Raw genomic sequence first — 18,826 nt, forward strand, 5'->3', positions numbered from 1 at the left:
TTTCGGATCGGGCAGGGTCGCCGCTTACGCAGTTTCGATGGAAACGAACTTGCGGTTATTGGGGCCCTTCACCTCGAACTTCACAACGCCATCGGCGGTCGCGAACAGGGTGTGATCCTTGCCCATGCCAACGTTAACGCCAGCGTGGAATTTGGTACCGCGCTGACGCACGATGATGTTGCCGGCTGCTACAGCCTGACCGCCAAAGCGCTTTACGCCCAGGCGTTTACTTTCGGAATCGCGACCATTTCGCGTACTACCGCCAGCTTTTTTATGTGCCATGAGTAGCTACTCCTCTTCTGTTACCTGGTGATTAGCCTTTGATGCCAGTGATTTTAACTTCGGTGTACCACTGACGGTGGCCCTGACGCTTCATGGAGTGCTTACGACGACGGAACTTGATGATTTTCACCTTCTCGCCGCGGCCGTGACTAACCACTTCAGCAGTGACCTTGGCACCGCTTACCAGCGGAGCGCCGATGTTGATGCTGTCACCGTCGACAACCATCAACACCTTGTCAAAATCGATGGATTCGCCAGTAGCGACTTCCAGTTTCTCGAGGCGAAGTACTTCACCTTCTTCTACACGGTGCTGCTTACCACCGCTTTCAAATACAGCGTACATATCTCTATGCTCCGGAATGGACGACACGAAGCAGCGCCAGGGGTGCCAAAAGCAGCCTCCTCCACGCATTTCGGGAGCTTGCGCCGTGTAATTACCAATTAAAGACCGCTGACGTCCACAGGGACAGCCAGAACGGGGCGCAGATTCTAATCAATTCGGGAGATTGATACAATAGCCGCCCTTTCGCCCCCGGCAGCCCGCAAAAGCCCGCCGGCCGGGCATTCGCAACCCCTGACTTGCAGTATAAGGAAACTTTGAATGTTGCCATTTCACCGGGTCGCGGCAGATGACTTTGCCGCCGTCAACCAGCGCATCCTGGAGCAGCTCCACTCCGACGTCCCGCTGGTTGAGAACATCGGCCACTATCTGGTCGAAGCCGGCGGCAAACGCCTGCGCCCCCTGCTGGTGCTGCTTTGCGCCCGCGCCACCGGGTATACCGGTGCCAACCACATCGACCTGGCAACGATCATCGAGTTCATCCATACCGCCACACTGCTGCATGACGATGTAGTGGATACCTCCGACATGCGCCGCGGCCGGCTGACCGCCAACGCCAAGTGGGGCAACGCACCCAGCGTTCTGGTTGGCGATTTCCTCTACTCCCGCGCCTTCCAGATGATGGTCGCACTGGAAGATATGGACATCATGGCCATCCTCTCGGAAACCACCAATACCATCGCGGAGGGCGAGGTACAGCAGCTGGTGAATGCCGGCGACCCGGAAGTCAGTGAAGACAACTACTTTACCGTGATCCACAAGAAAACCGGCGCCCTGTTCGAGGCCGCCTGTGAAACGGCTGCGGTGCTGGCAGGCTGCAGCGCCAAAGACCGCGAGGCACTGAAACTGTATGGGCGCGAACTGGGCCTGGCGTTCCAGCTGGTGGACGATGCCCTCGACTATCAGGGCAACCCGGAAGAGCTCGGCAAGAACGTCGGTGACGACCTGGCCGAGGGCAAGCCTACCCTGCCCCTGATTTACACCATGGCCAACGGCACGACAGCCCAGGCGCAACTGGTGCGGGAAGCGATCACTGAGCGTAGCGGTGAAAAACTCGAAGAAATTGTCGAAGCGATCAAGGCCTGCGGCGCCCTCGATTACACCCTGGACCGGGCACGTGCCGCGGTTGAACAGGCCAAGGACCGACTCGAATTCCTGCCAGCGGGAGAATACAAAACCGCACTACAGCAGCTGGCTTCATTTGCAGTGGAACGCACTGTTTAAGCTTCTCTTTATCTGCACGGCTGCCGCTTAAACTTCGCACTAGCTCCCTGGCGGCCTTGCCGCCAGGAGTGATGCGCAAGACACGCATGTCGCAACCCAGCTGGCTCTTCACGGCCCCCCATGGCCGTACTTCCTGTTTAACCGCGCACCTATAGCCGATCTTCCTTGACTCCCAGTGTTAGACAGGCAAACAGCCGTCCAGCAGTCTTCGACGCTCGTTGAGAAAAGACCCAAAATAAAGAAAAAGAAGGGCTTGGGGCTGCCCGGATAGATGCGGGAAGGTGATGACAGGCAGAAATGAAAACCCTGCGAAGACGGGTGTTGAGTCAGACCCTGCGCAGCCAAAGATGGCCGCGCAGCGCCTGGAGGGAAGTCTCTACAGCGAGACAGGCACAGGACCGGCCGCAGCAGAATTGCCACGGCGCACCCCTAAGCCAATAGCGCCATTCACCCCTGAATCATCTCCAGCAACTCGGCCGTCTTGGCTTCCATCAACGCGACGTCACCTCGGGACTCGACGTTCAGGCGAACCACCGGCTCGGTATTGGACATACGCAGGCTAAAGCGCCAGTCCGGATAGGCGATACTGAGGCCATCCACGTGCTCGACACTGTCCGCGTCCGGGCCGTATTTTTCCTCAACCGCTTTCAGCAATGCCGCAGTATCCGCCACCTTGGAATTGATTTCGCCTGAGCAGGGGAAGGCGGCCATGCGCTCACCCACCAGCTGGGACAGGGACTTGCCGGAAGAGCTGACCAACTCCGCCACCAAAAGCCAGGGAATCATACCGCTGTCACAGTAGGCAAAGTCGCGGAAGTAGTGATGCGCACTCATTTCACCACCGTAAATGGCGTCTTCCTTGCGCATGCGTTCCTTGATAAACGCGTGTCCGGTTTTGCTCTGCACCGGCTCGCCACCCGCGGACTCGACAATGTCCTGGGTATTCCAGACCAGGCGGGGATCGTGCACGATCTTGGCACCCTTGTGCTTGGCCAGGAAGGCTTCCGCCAACAGGCCCACCACATAGTAACCCTCGATAAACTCACCCTGCTCATCGAAGAAGAAACAGCGATCGAAATCACCGTCCCAGGCCATACCGAAGTCAGCACCACTGGCTTTCACGGCTTCTGCAGTCGCGCTACGGTTTTCTGGCAGGATCGGGTTGGGGATACCATTCGGGAAATTGCCATCCGGCTCGTGATGCACGCGCACAATGTCAAACGGCAGGTGCGGCTCAAGCGCCTCGACAACCGCACCGGCACCACCATTACCCGGATTGGAAACCAGCTTGAGAGGCTTGAGCGATGTGGTGTCGATATAACCAAGCAGGTGCTTGACGAAATCCGCACGGCTTTCGAAACGCTGCAGGTCGCCACGATGGGCAACAGCCGGAAAATCATTTTCTTCCGCCAGGCGCTTGATATCGAGCAGGCCGGTATCCCCACTGATCGGGCGACTGCCTGCGCGAACAAATTTCATGCCGTTGTAGTCCATGGGGTTGTGACTCGCGGTCACGCAGATACCACCGTCGAAATCCCCGTGGAAAGTGGCAAAGTAAACTTCCTCGGTACCGCACTCGCCGATATGAAAGACATCTGCACCCGCATCGCGCAAGCCATTGGCCAGCGCATCGGTCAGCTCGCCACTGGTCAGGCGAATATCATGACCGACCACGACCTTCTTCGCGCCCAGGAACTGGGCAAAAGCGCGCCCTACCCGGTAAGCCACATCCGTATTCAATTCGTCCGGTACCCGCCCCCGCAGGTCATAGGCCTTAAAACAAGTCAATTCGGCCACTAGATCACTCTCCACTATCAGAAATCCCCATTTTATGACGGTAAATAGATATTTTCGTAAACATAATTCGTGGCTTCTACAAAGCCATCCACAGACCCGCAATCAAATCGCCGCCCCTTGAAGCGATAGGCCAGCACGCACCCGCGCTGCGCCTGGGCCAGCAGGGCATCGGTAATCTGCACCTCGCCATTTTTCCCCGGTGGCGTCTCACGCAACAGGTCAAAAATATCGGGGGTCAAAATATAGCGCCCGATGATCGCCATATTACTGGGCGCATCTTCCGCCGCGGGCTTCTCGACCATGCTGGTCACCTGATACAGGCCCGGTTTAATTTCGTTGCCAGCAATCACACCGAACTTGTGGATCTGCTCCAGCGGAACTTCCTCCACCGCAACGATGCTGCAGCGAAACTGCTTGTGCAGCTGCACCATTTGCCCAAGGACACCCAGTTCGTCACACAGACACAGGTCGTCCGCCAGCACAACGGCAAAAGGCTCGTCACCCACCAGCCGCTCGCCCTGCAAGATGGCATCGCCCAGCCCACGCATCTCCCCCTGACGGGTATAGGAAAAGCTCGCGCGGTCGATCACATCTTGTACCGACTCCAGGAAGCGCTCTTTACCGGTACCGGCAATCTGTGCTTCCAGTTCAAAATTGGTATCAAAGTGATCTTCGATGGCTCGTTTTCCGCGACCGGTCACAAATCCGATCTCGCTCAGCCCCGCCTCGATCGCCTCTTCAACGCCGTATTGCACGAGCGGCTTGTTGACCAGCGGTAACATCTCTTTTGGCATGGCTTTGGTGGCCGGCAGAAACCGGGTTCCGTAGCCCGCCACAGGGAACAAACATTTTCTCAGCATTTCGACCTGCCTATGGCAATGGTTCTAATTTGCCCCCCCCGGGGCCCGGAACTTAGCACAAATTTGTGACGCAGTTCACCTGTTTGGTCCGCCTTGGATTTTGCGCCGAAACCGGGCATTTGCGGCGTTCACCCCTGCAATCTAGTCAGCAAAGGGTGTGCCAGCCACAAAAAGCTGCATGACTGGCTGGACATCACACCCCCACACTTTAGAATGCCTGCTCTTGCAAAAACGCCCAAAATTGGGGACAAAATGAGTAACTTCGTTCAGAAAAGCAGCTATTCCCGTGAAGAACTCCTCGCCTGCTCGCAGGGTGAGATGTTCGGTCCGGGCAATGCTCAGCTACCCGCTCCCAACATGCTGATGCTGGATCGCATCACCCACATCTCCAAGGATGGCGGCGCCCACGGCAAAGGCGAGCTGATCGCCGAACTCGATATCCACCCGGACCTGTGGTTCTTTGACTGCCACTTCCCCGGCGACCCGGTCATGCCCGGCTGCCTAGGCCTCGATGCCATGTGGCAGTTGCTCGGCTACTTCCTCGCCTGGAAAGGCAACCCGGGCCGCGGCCGTGCGCTGGGTTGCGGTGAAGTGAAATTCACCGGACAAATTCTCCCAACCGCCAAAAAGGTGACATACCATATCCAGATGAGCCGCCTGGTTGAGCGCAAACTGGTCATGGGCATCGGTGACGGTTCCGTGGCAGTGGATGGTCGTGAGATCTACACCGCAAAAGACCTGCGCGTAGGCCTGTTCACCAGCACGGACGACTTCTAATAAACGAGCCGAACACAACCGGAGTCATCAGGCTCCGGTACGCTCGCCTCAATAATTGTCGAAAAGCATTACTGGAGACCAAATATGCGTCGGGTAGCTATCACCGGAATGGGAATCACCTCCTGTATCGGCACGGACCTCGAGACGGTCACAGAGTCTCTGCGCCTCGGGCGCAGCGGTATTCGCGAAAATGAAGAGTATCGGGAACTGGGACTGCGCAGCCAAGTTGCGGGCCCTGTAGACATCGATTTCAAAGACCATATCGATCGCAAGCATCTGCGCTTTATGGGCGACTCGGCTGCCTACGCCTACATTGCGATGCAGGAAGCTGTGCGCACCTCCGGCCTGGAAGAAAGCGATATTTCCAACCCGCGCACCGGACTGGTAATGGGCTCCGGCGGTACGTCCACCGCGGCCATTATCGATGCAGCGCAAACCCTGAAAGAAAAGGGTGTACGCCGTGTTGGTGCCTTTCGCGTCCCCCAGGTGATGGGCAGCACGGTTTCCGCCTGTCTCGCGACCCCCTTTAAAATAAAAGGGGTCAACTACAGCATTTCATCCGCCTGTGCGACCAGCGCACACTGCATTGGCAATGGCGCTGAGCTTATCCAGATGGGCAAGCAGGACATTGTCTTTGCCGGTGGCGGCGAAGAGCTGGCATGGAGCCTGACGCATCTGTTCGATGCCATGGGCGCACTGTCGAGCAATTACAACGATACGCCTACCAAGGCTTCACGCCCTTACGACGCCGAGCGGGATGGCTTTGTCATCGCCGGTGGCGGTGGCTGCCTGGTGCTGGAAGAGATGGATCATGCCATTGCCCGTGGCGCCACGATCTATGCCGAACTGACCGGATACGGTGCCACTTCCGACGGATACGACATGGTGGCCCCCAGCGGTGAAGGCGCCGCGCGTTGCATGCAGCAGGCCCTGGCCGGCATGGACGGCAAAGGTCTCGAAGGCGCTGTGGACTATATCAACACCCACGGCACCTCGACGCCGGTAGGCGACGTCGCAGAGCTGCGCGCAATGCGTGAAGTCTTTGGCGATAACGTACCCGCGTTCTCATCGACCAAGTCCCTGACCGGACACTCTCTTGGTGCCGCAGGCGTGCAGGAAGCCATTTACTGCCTGCTGATGATGCAGCACGGCTTTATCACTGCCTCTGCCAATGTTGAGAAGCGTGACGAGCAAGCCGAGGGACTCGACCTGGTTACCGAATTGCGCGAAGCCGAGCTGAATCGTATCGTCTCCAACAGTTTTGGGTTTGGCGGCACCAACGCCAGCCTGATCTTTGACAAGGTTCGGTAACAGCACGCTACCGCGGACATAAAAAAGGGGCGCTTCTGCGCCCCTTTTTGATTGTCCCGCTGCAGCCAGCGTTACTGCCGGCCAGCCTCCAGCTTTTCCAGCCAAAGCTCCACCTGACGTGTCAGGCCCTGTCGCCAGCTACGCTGCTGGATCCCAAACACATCGCGCAGTTTGCCGCAGGCCAGCACTGCACTGTGATTCCCCGATGTCTGCGCCAGGGGTGCCAGATCTCCGCCCAGATTCTCTTCAAAAAAGGATTGCGCGCGCTCGATCACCTCGCGGGAAAACTCGAGTGCTGTGCAACTGTCGGCGGCACCATAGTGATAGATACCCGCGCCGGGAGCACCACTGGCCAGCTGCTGGGCGACAGCAACGGTCACCCGCACCAAATCCGCCACAGTTACCGGGCTGCCATAGCTCTGGTCGTCCGCAACCATCGGTTCTCGCGCTAACAGTTTGGCCAAAACCCGGGCCAGTAGCGCCCGCTCACTGCGATCCACCATCCAGCCGAACCGCAGCAGAGAGACATTCTCCACCCCTGCCAGTGCCTGCTCGCACTCCAGCCACGCCCGGCCGCTTGCGGAAGTTGCATTGGGAATATCCTCCTCGTCATAGCGTTTGCGCGCACCGCCCGCAAACACGCGGTAAGAGGAGATATGGATCAGGAAGGTGTAATCGTCACGGCGCGCCAGTTCGCGGCAAACCTGCAGAGCCTTGTCCATTCCGGCACTGCCGGCACAACACGCCGCATTGATCACCAGGGAACCCGGCCTCAAGTCGGCGAGCTCTTCACCGCTCAATAACTGCACGCGGAAACCAACCCGCTGCAGGCGTTTCTGCAACGGGCTGTCGATCTGATTGCCGGCACCGATCAGAGCGATCGAATCCGGCTGATAACCGGTGGGGAATTCAGCCAAGACGGGGCCGTCACTCAGAAGGGAATGTCGTCGTCAAAGCTGTTATCAAATCCACCCGCGGGCGGCTGGTTTGAAGGTGCCTGGGCCTGCTGCTGGTTGGACGGCGCCATGGATGAAGGCGCGGAGCGTCCCTGATTGCCCTGGGCGTAAGGGTCCGCCTGCTGCTGGAAGCCGCCGCCCTGCTGTTGGTTGTATCCGCCCTGGCCACCCATATTCTGGTTCTGACCGCCCATTCCCTGGCCAAAGCCAGCCTGGTCACCACGGCTGTCCAGCATCTGCATTTCGCTGGCGACAATCTCGGTAGTGTAACGATCCTGGCCGGTGTTTTTGTCCTGCCACTTGCGAGTGCGCAGGGAGCCCTCAACGTAGACCTTGGAGCCCTTACGGAGGTATTCACCGGCGATTTCCGCGAGGCGATTGAAGAAGACCACACGGTGCCACTCTGTGCGTTCCTGCTGCTGCCCGGACTGCTTGTCTTTCCAGGACTCTGAGGTAGCCAGGTTCACATTGGTCACTGCGCCGCCACTTGGCATATAGCGGGTTTCCGGGTCTCCGCCCAGATTACCGATCAGGATTACTTTGTTAATGCCCTTGGCCATTGGCCTCTCCTCTCTACCGAAATCTATCTCTATGTAACTAACTTTACGTTGCCTGTAAGGAGCCGTTCGCGCTCGATAGCGGCACCTTCCGGGAGATCACTCCTGGAGGCCAGACCTGCCAGCCACTGAATCGCAAAAGCCATCGCGGCATGATAGCAGGGTCGAGGCCCGCACAGTGTATTTTTATCCAGCGTTCAACAACACCAGCCTGACCAGAGAGCCACAGCAGGTCGCACCCTCAGCGCGGGGCTATTCCGGGGCGCTACGCCCATCGGGGGCAGGCGCGGTATTGCGCAGTTGCCACCAAATAAGCGCCCACACCACCAGTACACCAAAGCCGAGCAGTGCCACCGCAGGCGCGCGCCCAAGGCCGAACAGGTAACCGCCTGCGACGCCACCAAAGAAGGTGCCCAAAAACTGCAGGGTGGCATACATTCCCGTCGCAGCCCCCCGGGCCTGAGCCGTTGCAGTGCGGGTCAATTGGGCCGGCAACAACGCCTCCAGCAAATTGAAGGCAACAAAAAACACCCCCAGCAGCAACACCAGTACGACGCCTGAGACACCCCCCAGCAACGCCAGACTGCCGGCGCCAAGCCCCACCAACGCGCAGGCCATGGCCTGAGGCACCCGGTGGCGGATCTCCGCCAAGCGCATCAACGGCAGCATGATCAGAAAGGAGATGAACAGCAACGGCGCGTAGAGTTTCCAGTGCGATGCCGTCGCCAGACCGAGCTGATCCACCAGCAGCAGCGGCAGCGGGACAAACAGGGCGGTCAGCAGCATATGCGAAAAGAATACCCCGGAAACCAACACCCAGGTCTCACTGCTGCGGACCAGATACTTCAGTTCCAGTCGATAATTCCTCGGCACCGGTACAACCTGCGGGCTCGGCACCAGACGCCAGACCAACAGCATGCCAGTGAGCGCCAGTCCGGCGGTCAGCCAGAAAATGGCGGGCAAACCTCCCTGACTGGCGAGGACCGGACCGAGCACAACCGCCAGCAAAAAAGACAGACCAATCGCAGCGCCAATGGCCGCCATGGCCTTGCCCCGGTTCTCGTCGCGCGTTAAATCGGCCAGCAGCGCCATGGTGGCCGCCGCGATAGCACCACATCCCTGCAAAACGCGCCCGACGATCAAGCCGTACACAGAGTCTGTCAGTGCCGCCACCACACTGCCCAGTGCAAACAGTGACAGACCGAGATAGATCACGGGTTTCCGGCCGATTCGGTCAGACAGGGCACCAAACGGGATTTGCAGCAGTGCCTGGCTCAAACCGTATGCGCCCAGTGCTGCACCGATCAGCAACGGCGTACTGTCACGGTAGTCAGACCCGTAGACGGACAATACCGGCAGCACCATGAACAGGCCGAGCATGCGGAAGATATACAGGGCCGCCAGCCCGCCAAGGGCACGACGTTCAGAGGAGTCCATGACTAGGTCCGGTCAGAAACAAAACGGGCGCGCATTGTATCAGTGCGCGCCCGTGGGCGGGAGGCCAAGATCCGCTCACCGGCGGTGCTCAGCGACGTCCGTATTTGTCCTCAAAGCGGATGATGTCATCCTCACCAAGATAGCTCCCTGACTGGACCTCGATCAGCTCCAGGGGGATGGTTCCGGGGTTTTCCAGCCGATGGACAACACCCAGCGGGATATACGTGGATTCATTCTCGGAGATCAGCAGCTCATCTTCGCCCCGGGTCACTTTTGCGGTACCGCGTACCACAATCCAGTGTTCCGCGCGGTGATGGTGCATCTGCAAAGACAACTGCCTGCCGGGTTTGACCACAATGCGCTTCACCTGAAAACGGTCGCCGGCATCAATGGAATCGTAATACCCCCAGGGACGATAGACCTTGCGATGACGCAGGGCCTCACTGCGCTCTGATTCGTTCAGCCGCTGAACCAGCTTTTTGACTTGCTGCACCTGGCGCTTATCGGCGATTAACACTGCGTCATCGGTATCGACCACCACCAGATCGCTCACCCCCAGCAGCCCAACCAATCGGCTATCCGCACGCACCAGGCAGCCGGCGGAATCCTCTGCCAGCACATCGCCGTGCAGCAGATTGTCATCACCGTCTTTCTCGGCCAGCTCCCAAAGCGCGGACCAGGACCCCACATCACTCCAACCCGCATCCATCGGTACCACGGCCGCAGACTCGGTGTGCTCCATTACCGCGTAATCCACGGACTCGGAGGGACAGGCGGCAAAGGCATCGGCGCAGATCCGGGTGAAATCGAGATCGCGACCCGCACCGGCGAAAGCGGCCTTGCAGGCATCGAAAATATCGGCGCGATGGTGGCCCAGCTCCTCGACAAAGCGCGAAGCCCTGAACAGGAACATCCCGCTGTTCCATCCATATTCGCCACTTTCCAGATAGGCAGAGGCCGTTTCGGCACTGGGCTTCTCTACAAATTCGGCGACCTTCCAGGCACCCTCTCCGAGAGACTCCCCGCGGCGAATATAGCCATAGCCGGTTTCCGGGCTGGTGGGCACGATACCGAAGGTAACCAGGTTACCCTGCTCAGCCAGTTCCCGGGCAGACTCCACCGTCCGCTGGAAAACCGCCACGTCAGTAACGGCATGGTCAGCAGGCAGAACCAGCAGCAGCGGGTCCTCTCCGGATTCCAGCGCGGACAGCGCCGCAAGGGCGATGGCCGGGGCAGTGTTGCGCGCACAGGGCTCCAAAATGATCTTCTGCGCCGCACATCCCGCTTCCTGCAGTTGCTCAGCCGCCGCAAAACGGTGCTCTTCGTTACATACCAGAATCGGGGATTCAGCCCCATTGAGCCCCTGGAGACGCAGGGCGGTCGCCTGCAACATGGTGTGGCTGCCGGCGAGAGGCAGGAATTGCTTGGGGAACGCCTCGCGCGAAAGCGGCCAAAGACGCGATCCGGTACCACCGCAGAGAATAACGGGAATCATGGACATCCTTTCCATTTACTTGTGAGTAGATTCTCAAGGGATTTTGGCACAGATCCCTGTCAGATTATACTTGCCGGTTTCCCGCTCACTCGATAGCCCAACCCTCAGGAAGCGCAGTGGACACGATTTATGTACGGGGTGCCCGCACCCACAACCTGAAGAATATCGACCTGGATATTCCCCGCGACAAACTGATTGTCATTACCGGGCTATCCGGCTCAGGCAAGTCATCACTGGCTTTCGACACCCTCTATGCCGAGGGACAACGGCGGTATGTGGAATCCCTGTCGACCTACGCGCGGCAATTCCTCTCGATGATGGAAAAGCCCGATGTGGACACCGTGGAGGGGCTGTCCCCAGCCATCTCGATCGAGCAGAAATCCACCTCGCACAATCCACGCTCCACCGTGGGCACCATCACAGAGATCTACGATTACCTGCGCCTGCTGTTTGCCCGTGTGGGTGAACCGCGCTGCCCCGACCACGGTGAGCCACTGCAGGCCCAGACGGTCAGCCAGATGGTGGACCAGGTCCTGGCACTACCGGAAGGCACCAAGATCATGCTGCTCGCACCAGTGGTGCGTGACCGCAAAGGGGAACACCTGCATGTGTTTGAACAGCTGCGACGCGATGGTTTCGTCCGTGCGCGTATTGACGGACTGGTCTGTGACCTGGACGACACACCAAAGCTCGACAAGCGTAAAAAGCACACGATCGAAGTCGTGGTCGACCGGTTCAAGGTGCGCGATGACCTGCAGCTGCGCCTGGCAGAGTCTTTTGAGACCGCCCTGCAGCTGACCGACGGAATTGCGTCGATCAGCTTTATGGACGGGGATAAAGAGGACCGCCTGTTCTCGGCCCGCCACGCCTGCCCAGTGTGTGACTACTCACTAAACGAGCTCGAACCGCGCCTGTTTTCGTTTAATAACCCCGCCGGTGCCTGCCCGAGCTGTGACGGCTTGGGCGTCAGGCAGTTCTTCGATGAGGACAAGGTAATCCTCGACCCGGAGAGCAGCATATCGGAGGGAGCGATTCGCGGCTGGGATCGCCGCAATATCTACTACTACCATATGCTCGACTCGCTGGCGGAGCACTATGGCTTCGACCTCGACAAGCCCTGGAAGAAACTGCGCAAGGCCCACCGCGAGGTTATCCTGCACGGCAGTGGCGATACGGAAATCGATTTCAGCTACGTCAATGACCGCGGAGATGTCACCGTTCGCCAGCACACCTTCGAGGGCATCATCCCGAATTTCGAGCGACGCTACCGGGATACGGACTCCCAGTCTGTGCGCGATGAGCTGGCCAAGTACCTCAGCACCCAGAACTGCCCGGAATGTGCGGGCACCCGCCTGCGCCGCGAGGCCCGCAATGTCTTCGTTGACAACCAAACCCTGGCCCAGATTACTGCCCTGCCGGTCGGCGATGCCCATCACTACTTTGCGGAGACACTGCAATTTTCCGGGGCCCAGAAAGAGATTGCTGACAAGATCCTCAAAGAGCTGCGTGATCGCTTCCGCTTCCTGGTCGATGTAGGCCTGAACTACCTGACACTGAATCGCAGCGCCGAAACCCTTTCCGGCGGGGAAGCCCAGCGAATTCGCCTGGCCAGTCAGATCGGCGCCGGGCTCGTGGGCGTGATGTACATCCTCGACGAACCCTCGATTGGCCTGCATCAGCGCGACAACGAACGCCTGCTGAATACCCTCACGCATTTGCGCGACCTGGGTAATACGGTGATCGTGGTGGAGCATGATGAAGACGCAATCCGCAGTGCGGACTTTATCGTCGACATCGGTCCTGGTGCGGGCGTACACGGCGGCGAGGTTGTCGTCGCCGGGACTTCTGACGAAATTGCCCATTGTGATCGCTCACTCACCGGACAATACCTGTCCGGCAGCAAGAAAATCGCTGTGCCGGAAGAGCGCTATGTTTTCGATCCGGATTACGTATTACGTATCGAGGGCGCTACCGGCAACAACCTGCAATCGGTGGACCTGGAGATTCCGGTGGGCCTGTTTACCTGCATCACCGGCGTTTCCGGTTCGGGTAAATCCACCCTGATCAACGCCACCCTCTACCCGCTGGCGGCAACCGCCCTCAACAAGGCCACCACCCTGAAGGCGGCGCCACACAAGAACATCGAGGGGCTCGACCATTTCGACAAGTGTGTCGATATCGATCAGAGCCCGATCGGCCGAACCCCGCGCTCCAACCCCGCCACTTATACCGGCATCTTCACACCCATCCGCGAGCTGTTTGCCGGCACCCAGGAAGCGCGCTCCCGTGGCTACAAGCCCGGCCGCTTCAGCTTCAATGTGAAAGGTGGCCGCTGCGAGGCGTGTCAGGGCGATGGCGTGATCAAGGTGGAAATGCACTTCCTCCCGGATATCTACGTGCCCTGCGATACGTGTAAGGGCAAGCGCTATAACCGCGAGACACTCGAGGTCCACTACAAAGGCAAGAACATCCACGAAGTGCTGGAAATGACGGTGGAAGACGCACGCGAATTCTTCGACCCGGTGCCCTCCATTGCCAAGAAACTGCAAACCCTGAGGGACGTGGGCCTGTCTTACATCAAGCTCGGCCAGGCTGCGACGACGCTGTCCGGCGGTGAAGCCCAGCGTGTCAAACTGTCACGGGAGCTGTCCAAACGCGATACCGGGCAGACGCTATATATTCTCGATGAGCCGACTACCGGCCTGCACTTTGCTGACATTCAACTACTGCTGGATGTGCTGCATCGACTGCGGGACCACGGCAATACCATCGTGGTGATCGAACACAACCTGGACGTGATCAAAACGGCAGACTGGATTGTGGACCTTGGCCCCGAGGGCGGCTCCGGTGGTGGACAGATTATTGCCACCGGCACCCCCGAAGAAGTCGCTGAAGTGGACGCATCCCACACCGGACGTTTTCTCGGCCCCATGCTGGGGTAAGCCCGAAAACGATCCGGTGCCTTCCACTCAATAGCGGGCGTGATCCTGCGGACGATAGCGCCGCACCGCCCGCTGCTCGATTTCTGCCCGCTCGAAGTAGACGTCGCGCACCCGCTGCTGGGCAAAAAGCGTTGCCTGGTCCGCGTAGTGCGGCGAGCTGGCGTCGAGTGTGGCACTGCCAAAGTTATGCACCGCGCGAGACTCCACCGGCCCACCTTCCGGCCAGCTTACAAACATGATGTAGCTATCGCCGGCACGATTCTCCCAGAAACCTTCCTCATTCAGTTCGCCGCCGTATACCGCACGAAGGGTATCAGCCGCACCGCTCAACGGCAGGCTCAAGTCCCCGCGGACGTGCCGGTTCACTTCTCCGAAAGGCACACGGTACTGCCCGTGCGCCTCGACCAGGTTGTCGACGGCATCGCGAAAGGCTGTGTCCACCTGTGCCTTGGCAACATCAGAAGAGTTCGCAGACTGGAATGGAGCGAGGGTCAACGACGCCAGGGCCGCAATCGGATCGGCGGCATCAAAGCTTCCGGACCAGCTCTCCAGGTCATCCAGTGCAGCCGCATAGTGCGTATCGGTGAAACGCTCTGCGGCCTGATTCAGCCAACTTCTGAGTCCCACCAACTGAAAGGAATCGGGATGGTAGTCGGCATCATATTTGAACGCCTCAAATTGCTCGGGCGAAATTTTGGCACGACTGCCATACAGCGCTTCGATCTGCAGCGCCCGGTTGGTAACCACCGACTCAATCCCCATCGATAGCGGAAACTGAGACGGACGTGGATCATCATCGCCATCCGTGGCCTGAAACGGCGGGTTGTTCGCGTTGTACACCAGCCCGGAAACCGGATTCACTGTCTTGGGCATTTGCTCGAATGAACGATATCGCTGCCAAATCAATTCGGAGCGATCCCCGGGTAACACCTTTTTCCAATCCCAGCCTTCGATTCGCTGTGGAAACTGAGCGTTGTAATAGTGGGCAATGTTCCCCGCCCGATCGGCGTAGACATAGTTAATACTCGGCATCGCCTGCAGACGCAGCGCCGCCTCGAATTCATTGAGGTTGGCCGCCCGGTTTAGCGCGTGCATAAAATCCAGTGTTCGCGACTCTCGCATCCCCGCCCAGCGCAGCGCGTAATGTCCGTGGTCGGTTTCCATGACCGGTCCATGCGCGGAACGCAGGATCGCTTTGTCGACGGTCCAGTGCAGCGGACCGAGGAGTTTGACGGTCATGGATGCAGTAGCGTGCTCAAACGCCACCCACTCACCATCCAGCAAATATTGTGCTGAATTTTCCGGGTTAACGGTGAGTTTGAAGATATCCACCAGGTCTGGCTTGTTGACCGTATTGGCCCAGGCGATGTCGCGATTGTGACCATGGATGATCAGCGGCGAACCGGGAAACGTGCTGCCCGCCATATCCAACCCCTCTTCGGAGTGAATACTCGCTTCGTACCAGGCAACCGGTCCGGTCAGCGGCTGGTGAGAATTCACCAACAGACGTGTGACACCGTCTGACGAGCGGTGCGGGGCCACCGCAATTCCCTGACTGCCGATGGGCAATCCGGTGAGCGGCTGCCAAGTGAGTGCACGATCGCCCTCCAGCGCCATTTCCAGCGGCTGTTCGCTATTGAGCAGCGCCCCCAACGCCTTATCAAACCCGTAAAACATGGGTGTTTTAAAGGTAAATCCAGCGACGAGATCTTTACCGGTCACCGGTAGCAGGTAGCGCGCGACGGCGTCCGGGTTTTGCACCGCATACAGATTGATCCCGGCCGCATAGGCCTCGGCAATAGCCCTGCCCTGCTCCGACAGTTTAGTGTCATAGCCCTGGTTGACGGTGTCCCATACCCCCATCCACTGGACGAGGTAGTCGGTCTTGATCGCGGACCAGCCCTTATGCGTGGCCAATCGTCCGCGTGTCGCCAGAATGACATCCTGAATCGTGGCAAAGTCGTCCTCGGCATGGGCAAATGCGAGACCAAAAGCCGCGTCCGCGTCTGTCACACCGAATACATGAGGAATGCCCCATTCATCACGCAGGATTTCCGCATCATAGTGAGTGGCAGTGGCTTGGACTCTTGCGCGCAACGCATCGTCGACAGGGTCGGGCAAATTGTGCTCGGCAACCAACCACACCGCGAGGACAGCGGCAAAGGGCAACAGCAAGTAAGAAAGGAAGCGCATCGTTATTATCTTGTCGGAACTCTGCCTGCAGTTTCCGGCGCTTTAACGGACAGGTAAAGGCATTAACCTGTCTGGGCAGTCACGATCATTACACCCAGTTCAGGGTCTGCTCATCATCCTTATCGCCGCAAGGTGTCTTTTTCTGCTTGGGCGCCACGTAACCAACCCGCTCCTCTGCGGAGAGATGACGCCCCTCCCAGCTGGCAATCGCCTCGACACACAAGGTTTTCTGCTCGTCACTGAGAGACTGACCATTGGGCCATTTGCCCAGTTCGACGGCGCGCTTGAGACTCCCCACTATCTGCGGGTTAAGGTTATTTAACAGGGCATCGACGGAATCAAAGGACATTCGGGCACCTCGACCAATAGAGAACGCCATTGTACAAAAAACAAACTATCGGACACAAAAAAGCCGGTCAATGACCGGCTTCTTTGTGCATGGCAACCTCGACTTACGCCTCGGCAACCTCGACGGCATCGTCGTCGACCTGCGGACGGTCAACCAGCTCGACGTAGGCCATCGGGGCCTTATCGCCGGCACGGAAACCGCACTTCAGGATGCGAATGTAGCCACCAGGACGCGCCTCATAACGCGGACCCAGCTCGTCGAACAGCTTGCGCACGGCATCCTTGTCACGGATACGGGCAAAAGCCAGACGACGGTTGGCAACACTGTCTTTCTTGGCCAGGGTGATCAGCGGCTCCGCAACGCGACGCAGCTCCTTGGCTTTCGGCAGTGTAGTTTTGATCAGTTCATGCTCTACCAGAGAGGCGGTCATGTTCTTGAACATGGCCTTGCGGTGAGCGCTTGTACGGCTGAATTTACGGCCACTATAGCGATGACGCATGACTCAATTCCTTACGACGTTTCTGCTAACGACAAATGCTGTGTCAGCCCGTCGTTATAGAGCGGTAATCGCCGAAGCAATACCACTCGGGTTATATCTACTTCAGCACGACCTTTGGCCGCGCTAACCAAATGCTTACAGGGGGCTCAGCTTGCTGTCGCCCTTGAGGCTGGCCGGCGGCCAGTTCTCCAGGCGCATGCCCAGGGACAAACCGCGCGAGGCCAGAACATCCTTGATCTCGGTCAGGGATTTCTTGCCCAGGTTCGGAGTCTTCAGCAGTTCTACTTCAGTGCGCTGAATCAGGTCACCGATGTAGTAGATGTTTTCCGCTTTCAGACAGTTGGCCGAACGTACGGTCAGCTCCAGATCATCTACCGGGCGCAGCAATACCGGATCCACATCAGGCTCTTCCTTCTGTGCCGGTGCTTCCTTGCCCTGATCCAGGTCTACAAACGCAGACAGCTGCTCCTGCAGAATGGTAGCTGCACGACGGATCGCTTCTTCCGGATCCAGAGTACCGTTGGTCTCCAGGTCCAAAACCAGCTTGTCCAGGTCGGTGCGCTGCTCAACACGGGCCGCTTCGACGCTGTAACTAACGCGACGAACCGGGCTGTATGAAGCATCCAGCTGCAGACGGCCAATGGCGCGAGTCTCTTCCTCGTCTTCACGACGTGCATCGGCGGGCTGATAGCCACGACCGCGCGCGACGGTAAGACGCAGGCTGAGCTCTACGTCACCAGTGATATTGGCAATCACGTGCTCCGGGTTAACGATCTCGATATCGTGATCGACCTGGATGTCACCTGCGGTAACCGCACCTGGGCCCTTCTTGCTCAGGCTCAATACCGCCTGGTCCTTGCCGTGCATGACCACGGCAATTTCCTTCAGGTTCAGCAGGATTTCGATAACGTCTTCCTGCACACCTTCAATGGCGCTGTACTCGTGCTCAACACCATCGATCTCGACTTCAGTGACGGCGCAGCCCGGCATGGAGGACAGCAGGATGCGGCGCAGCGCGTTACCGAGAGTGTGGCCGAAGCCACGCTCCAGGGGTTCCAGAACCACTTTGGCGTGACTCTGGTTGTACTCCGTTACATCAATACGATTGGGTGTCAAAAACTCGTTGACAGCAGTCTGCATAGCCATACCTGTTTACAGTTGCATTCCTTAAGTGGACTGGGCCTTACTTGGAGTAGAGTTCCACGATAAGGTTTTCGTTGATCTCTGCCGGCAGGTCCACACGATCAGGAACGCGCTTGAAAGTGCCTTCCAGTTTGGTCGCGTTTACGTCTACCCACTCCACGTCACCACGCTGTCCAGCGAGTGCAACGGAGCTTTGGATACGCATCTGCTTCTTGGCTTTCTCACGAATGGAGATCACGTCACCAGCCTTGACCTGATAAGACGGGATGTTTACAACCGCGCCATTTACCAGGATCGCCTTGTGGGATACGAGCTGACGCGCTTCGGAACGGGTAGAACCGAAACCCATGCGGTAAACCACGTTGTCCAGGCGCTTCTCGAGGAGCTGCAGCAGGTTTTCACCAGTTGCACCCTTCAGGCGTGCCGCTTCCTTATAGTAGTTGCGGAACTGCTTTTCCAGTACGCCGTAGATACGACGAACTTTTTGTTTCTCACGCAGCTGTACGCCGTAGTCGGACAGACGTCCACGGCCAGCGCCGTGCTGTCCCGGCTTGGATTCAGCGCGACACTTGGAATCGTGTGCGCGAACGCCGCTTTTCAGCTGCAGATCAGTACCTTCCCGACGGGAAAGCTTACATTTTGGTCCAATATAACGTGCCATTTT

General features: G+C 58.4%; 17 protein-coding genes. 4 read left to right on the top strand and 13 right to left on the bottom strand.

Annotated elements, in window-relative coordinates; all coding sequences use genetic code 11:
- Positions 1–24: 24 nt before the first annotated feature.
- Positions 25–282 carry a 50S ribosomal protein L27 gene (gene rpmA, locus ACXAD0_RS17850; protein WP_067086922.1) on the bottom strand — a complete coding sequence of 86 codons (258 nt, stop codon included), beginning with the start codon at positions 280–282 and terminating at the stop codon, positions 25–27.
- 31 nt (positions 283–313) lie between these two features.
- Positions 314–625 (bottom strand): 50S ribosomal protein L21, encoded by a 312-nt coding sequence (gene rplU / locus ACXAD0_RS17855; protein ID WP_475090099.1) that lies wholly within the window; start codon positions 623–625, stop codon positions 314–316.
- Between the two features lie 258 nt (positions 626–883).
- Here rplU and ispB point away from each other — a divergent pair, with 258 nt between their 5' ends.
- Entirely contained in the window at positions 884–1,846 is a 963-nt protein-coding gene (gene ispB / locus ACXAD0_RS17860; RefSeq protein ID WP_475090101.1) for an octaprenyl diphosphate synthase, read from the top strand.
- 447 nt (positions 1,847–2,293) lie between these two features.
- Here the strand turns inward: ispB and ACXAD0_RS17865 are convergent, their stop codons facing one another.
- Both ACXAD0_RS17865 and galU read right to left on the bottom strand, forming a co-directional pair.
- Entirely contained in the window at positions 2,294–3,643 is a 1,350-nt protein-coding gene (locus tag ACXAD0_RS17865) for a phosphohexomutase domain-containing protein (protein WP_475090103.1), read from the bottom strand.
- Positions 3,644–3,675: 32 nt separating this feature from the next.
- Positions 3,676–4,503 (bottom strand): UTP--glucose-1-phosphate uridylyltransferase GalU, encoded by an 828-nt coding sequence (gene galU, locus ACXAD0_RS17870; protein WP_475090105.1) that lies wholly within the window; start codon positions 4,501–4,503, stop codon positions 3,676–3,678.
- Between the two features lie 252 nt (positions 4,504–4,755).
- Here galU and fabA point away from each other — a divergent pair, with 252 nt between their 5' ends.
- Together fabA and fabB are read left to right on the top strand one after the other, a co-directional pair.
- Positions 4,756–5,280 (top strand): 3-hydroxyacyl-[acyl-carrier-protein] dehydratase FabA, encoded by a 525-nt coding sequence (gene fabA / locus ACXAD0_RS17875; protein WP_475090107.1) that lies wholly within the window; start codon positions 4,756–4,758, stop codon positions 5,278–5,280.
- An 84-nt stretch (positions 5,281–5,364) separates the two neighbouring features.
- Positions 5,365–6,591: a beta-ketoacyl-ACP synthase I gene (gene fabB / locus ACXAD0_RS17880; RefSeq protein WP_475090109.1), complete on the top strand. Its 1,227-nt coding sequence runs from the start codon at positions 5,365–5,367 to the stop codon at positions 6,589–6,591.
- A gap of 71 nt (positions 6,592–6,662) precedes the next feature.
- Here fabB and ACXAD0_RS17885 read toward each other — a convergent pair whose 3' ends face one another.
- From ACXAD0_RS17885 to ACXAD0_RS17900, 4 genes are all read right to left on the bottom strand, one after another.
- Positions 6,663–7,508 (bottom strand): sugar nucleotide-binding protein, encoded by an 846-nt coding sequence (locus tag ACXAD0_RS17885; RefSeq protein WP_475090111.1) that lies wholly within the window; start codon positions 7,506–7,508, stop codon positions 6,663–6,665.
- Positions 7,509–7,522: 14 nt separating this feature from the next.
- Positions 7,523–8,107 (bottom strand): single-stranded DNA-binding protein, encoded by a 585-nt coding sequence (gene ssb / locus ACXAD0_RS17890; protein ID WP_475090112.1) that lies wholly within the window; start codon positions 8,105–8,107, stop codon positions 7,523–7,525.
- A 249-nt stretch (positions 8,108–8,356) separates the two neighbouring features.
- A complete protein-coding gene (locus tag ACXAD0_RS17895; RefSeq protein ID WP_475090114.1) occupies positions 8,357–9,541 on the bottom strand; it encodes an MFS transporter in 1,185 nt (394 codons plus the stop codon).
- A gap of 88 nt (positions 9,542–9,629) precedes the next feature.
- Positions 9,630–11,036 (bottom strand): mannose-1-phosphate guanylyltransferase/mannose-6-phosphate isomerase, encoded by a 1,407-nt coding sequence (locus ACXAD0_RS17900; RefSeq protein ID WP_475090116.1) that lies wholly within the window; start codon positions 11,034–11,036, stop codon positions 9,630–9,632.
- Between the two features lie 116 nt (positions 11,037–11,152).
- Here ACXAD0_RS17900 and uvrA point away from each other — a divergent pair, with 116 nt between their 5' ends.
- On the top strand, positions 11,153–13,978 hold the full coding sequence (gene uvrA, locus ACXAD0_RS17905) for an excinuclease ABC subunit UvrA (protein WP_475090118.1): 2,826 nt from the start codon (positions 11,153–11,155) through the stop codon (positions 13,976–13,978).
- A gap of 27 nt (positions 13,979–14,005) precedes the next feature.
- Here the strand turns inward: uvrA and ACXAD0_RS17910 are convergent, their stop codons facing one another.
- The 5 genes from ACXAD0_RS17910 to rpsD all read right to left on the bottom strand — a co-directional run bounded on the left by ACXAD0_RS17910 (position 14,006) and on the right by rpsD (position 18,823).
- Positions 14,006–16,171 carry a penicillin acylase family protein gene (locus ACXAD0_RS17910; protein WP_475090119.1) on the bottom strand — a complete coding sequence of 722 codons (2,166 nt, stop codon included), beginning with the start codon at positions 16,169–16,171 and terminating at the stop codon, positions 14,006–14,008.
- Positions 16,172–16,259: 88 nt separating this feature from the next.
- Complete coding sequence (locus ACXAD0_RS17915) at positions 16,260–16,520, bottom strand: YeaC family protein (RefSeq protein ID WP_475090121.1); 261 nt, start codon at positions 16,518–16,520, stop codon at positions 16,260–16,262.
- A gap of 103 nt (positions 16,521–16,623) precedes the next feature.
- The gene (rplQ, locus tag ACXAD0_RS17920) at positions 16,624–17,019 is read right to left on the bottom strand and encodes a 50S ribosomal protein L17 (protein WP_475090122.1); all 396 of its coding nucleotides are present in this window, start codon (positions 17,017–17,019) and stop codon (positions 16,624–16,626) included.
- Between the two features lie 135 nt (positions 17,020–17,154).
- Positions 17,155–18,159: a DNA-directed RNA polymerase subunit alpha gene (locus tag ACXAD0_RS17925; protein ID WP_475090123.1), complete on the bottom strand. Its 1,005-nt coding sequence runs from the start codon at positions 18,157–18,159 to the stop codon at positions 17,155–17,157.
- A gap of 43 nt (positions 18,160–18,202) precedes the next feature.
- Complete coding sequence (gene rpsD / locus ACXAD0_RS17930; RefSeq protein WP_475090124.1) at positions 18,203–18,823, bottom strand: 30S ribosomal protein S4; 621 nt, start codon at positions 18,821–18,823, stop codon at positions 18,203–18,205.
- Positions 18,824–18,826 lie beyond the last annotated feature (3 nt).

This window comes from Microbulbifer sp. ABF4_148 (assembly GCF_056158985.1).

Excerpts from the sequence above, each read along its gene's own strand:
- rpmA (WP_067086922.1), bottom strand. The coding sequence starts at position 282 with ATGGCACATAAAAAAGCTGGCGGTAGTACGCGAAATGGTCGCGATTCC.
- rplU (WP_475090099.1), bottom strand. The coding sequence starts at position 625 with ATGTACGCTGTATTTGAAAGCGGTGGTAAGCAGCACCGTGTAGAAGAA.
- ispB (WP_475090101.1), top strand. The coding sequence starts at position 884 with ATGTTGCCATTTCACCGGGTCGCGGCAGATGACTTTGCCGCCGTCAAC.
- galU (WP_475090105.1), bottom strand. The coding sequence starts at position 4,503 with ATGCTGAGAAAATGTTTGTTCCCTGTGGCGGGCTACGGAACCCGGTTT.
- fabA (WP_475090107.1), top strand. The coding sequence starts at position 4,756 with ATGAGTAACTTCGTTCAGAAAAGCAGCTATTCCCGTGAAGAACTCCTC.
- fabB (WP_475090109.1), top strand. The coding sequence starts at position 5,365 with ATGCGTCGGGTAGCTATCACCGGAATGGGAATCACCTCCTGTATCGGC.
- ssb (WP_475090112.1), bottom strand. The coding sequence starts at position 8,107 with ATGGCCAAGGGCATTAACAAAGTAATCCTGATCGGTAATCTGGGCGGA.
- ACXAD0_RS17895 (WP_475090114.1), bottom strand. The coding sequence starts at position 9,541 with ATGGACTCCTCTGAACGTCGTGCCCTTGGCGGGCTGGCGGCCCTGTAT.
- ACXAD0_RS17900 (WP_475090116.1), bottom strand. The coding sequence starts at position 11,036 with ATGATTCCCGTTATTCTCTGCGGTGGTACCGGATCGCGTCTTTGGCCG.
- ACXAD0_RS17910 (WP_475090119.1), bottom strand. The coding sequence starts at position 16,171 with ATGCGCTTCCTTTCTTACTTGCTGTTGCCCTTTGCCGCTGTCCTCGCG.
- ACXAD0_RS17915 (WP_475090121.1), bottom strand. The coding sequence starts at position 16,520 with ATGTCCTTTGATTCCGTCGATGCCCTGTTAAATAACCTTAACCCGCAG.
- rplQ (WP_475090122.1), bottom strand. The coding sequence starts at position 17,019 with ATGCGTCATCGCTATAGTGGCCGTAAATTCAGCCGTACAAGCGCTCAC.
- ACXAD0_RS17925 (WP_475090123.1), bottom strand. The coding sequence starts at position 18,159 with ATGCAGACTGCTGTCAACGAGTTTTTGACACCCAATCGTATTGATGTA.
- rpsD (WP_475090124.1), bottom strand. The coding sequence starts at position 18,823 with ATGGCACGTTATATTGGACCAAAATGTAAGCTTTCCCGTCGGGAAGGT.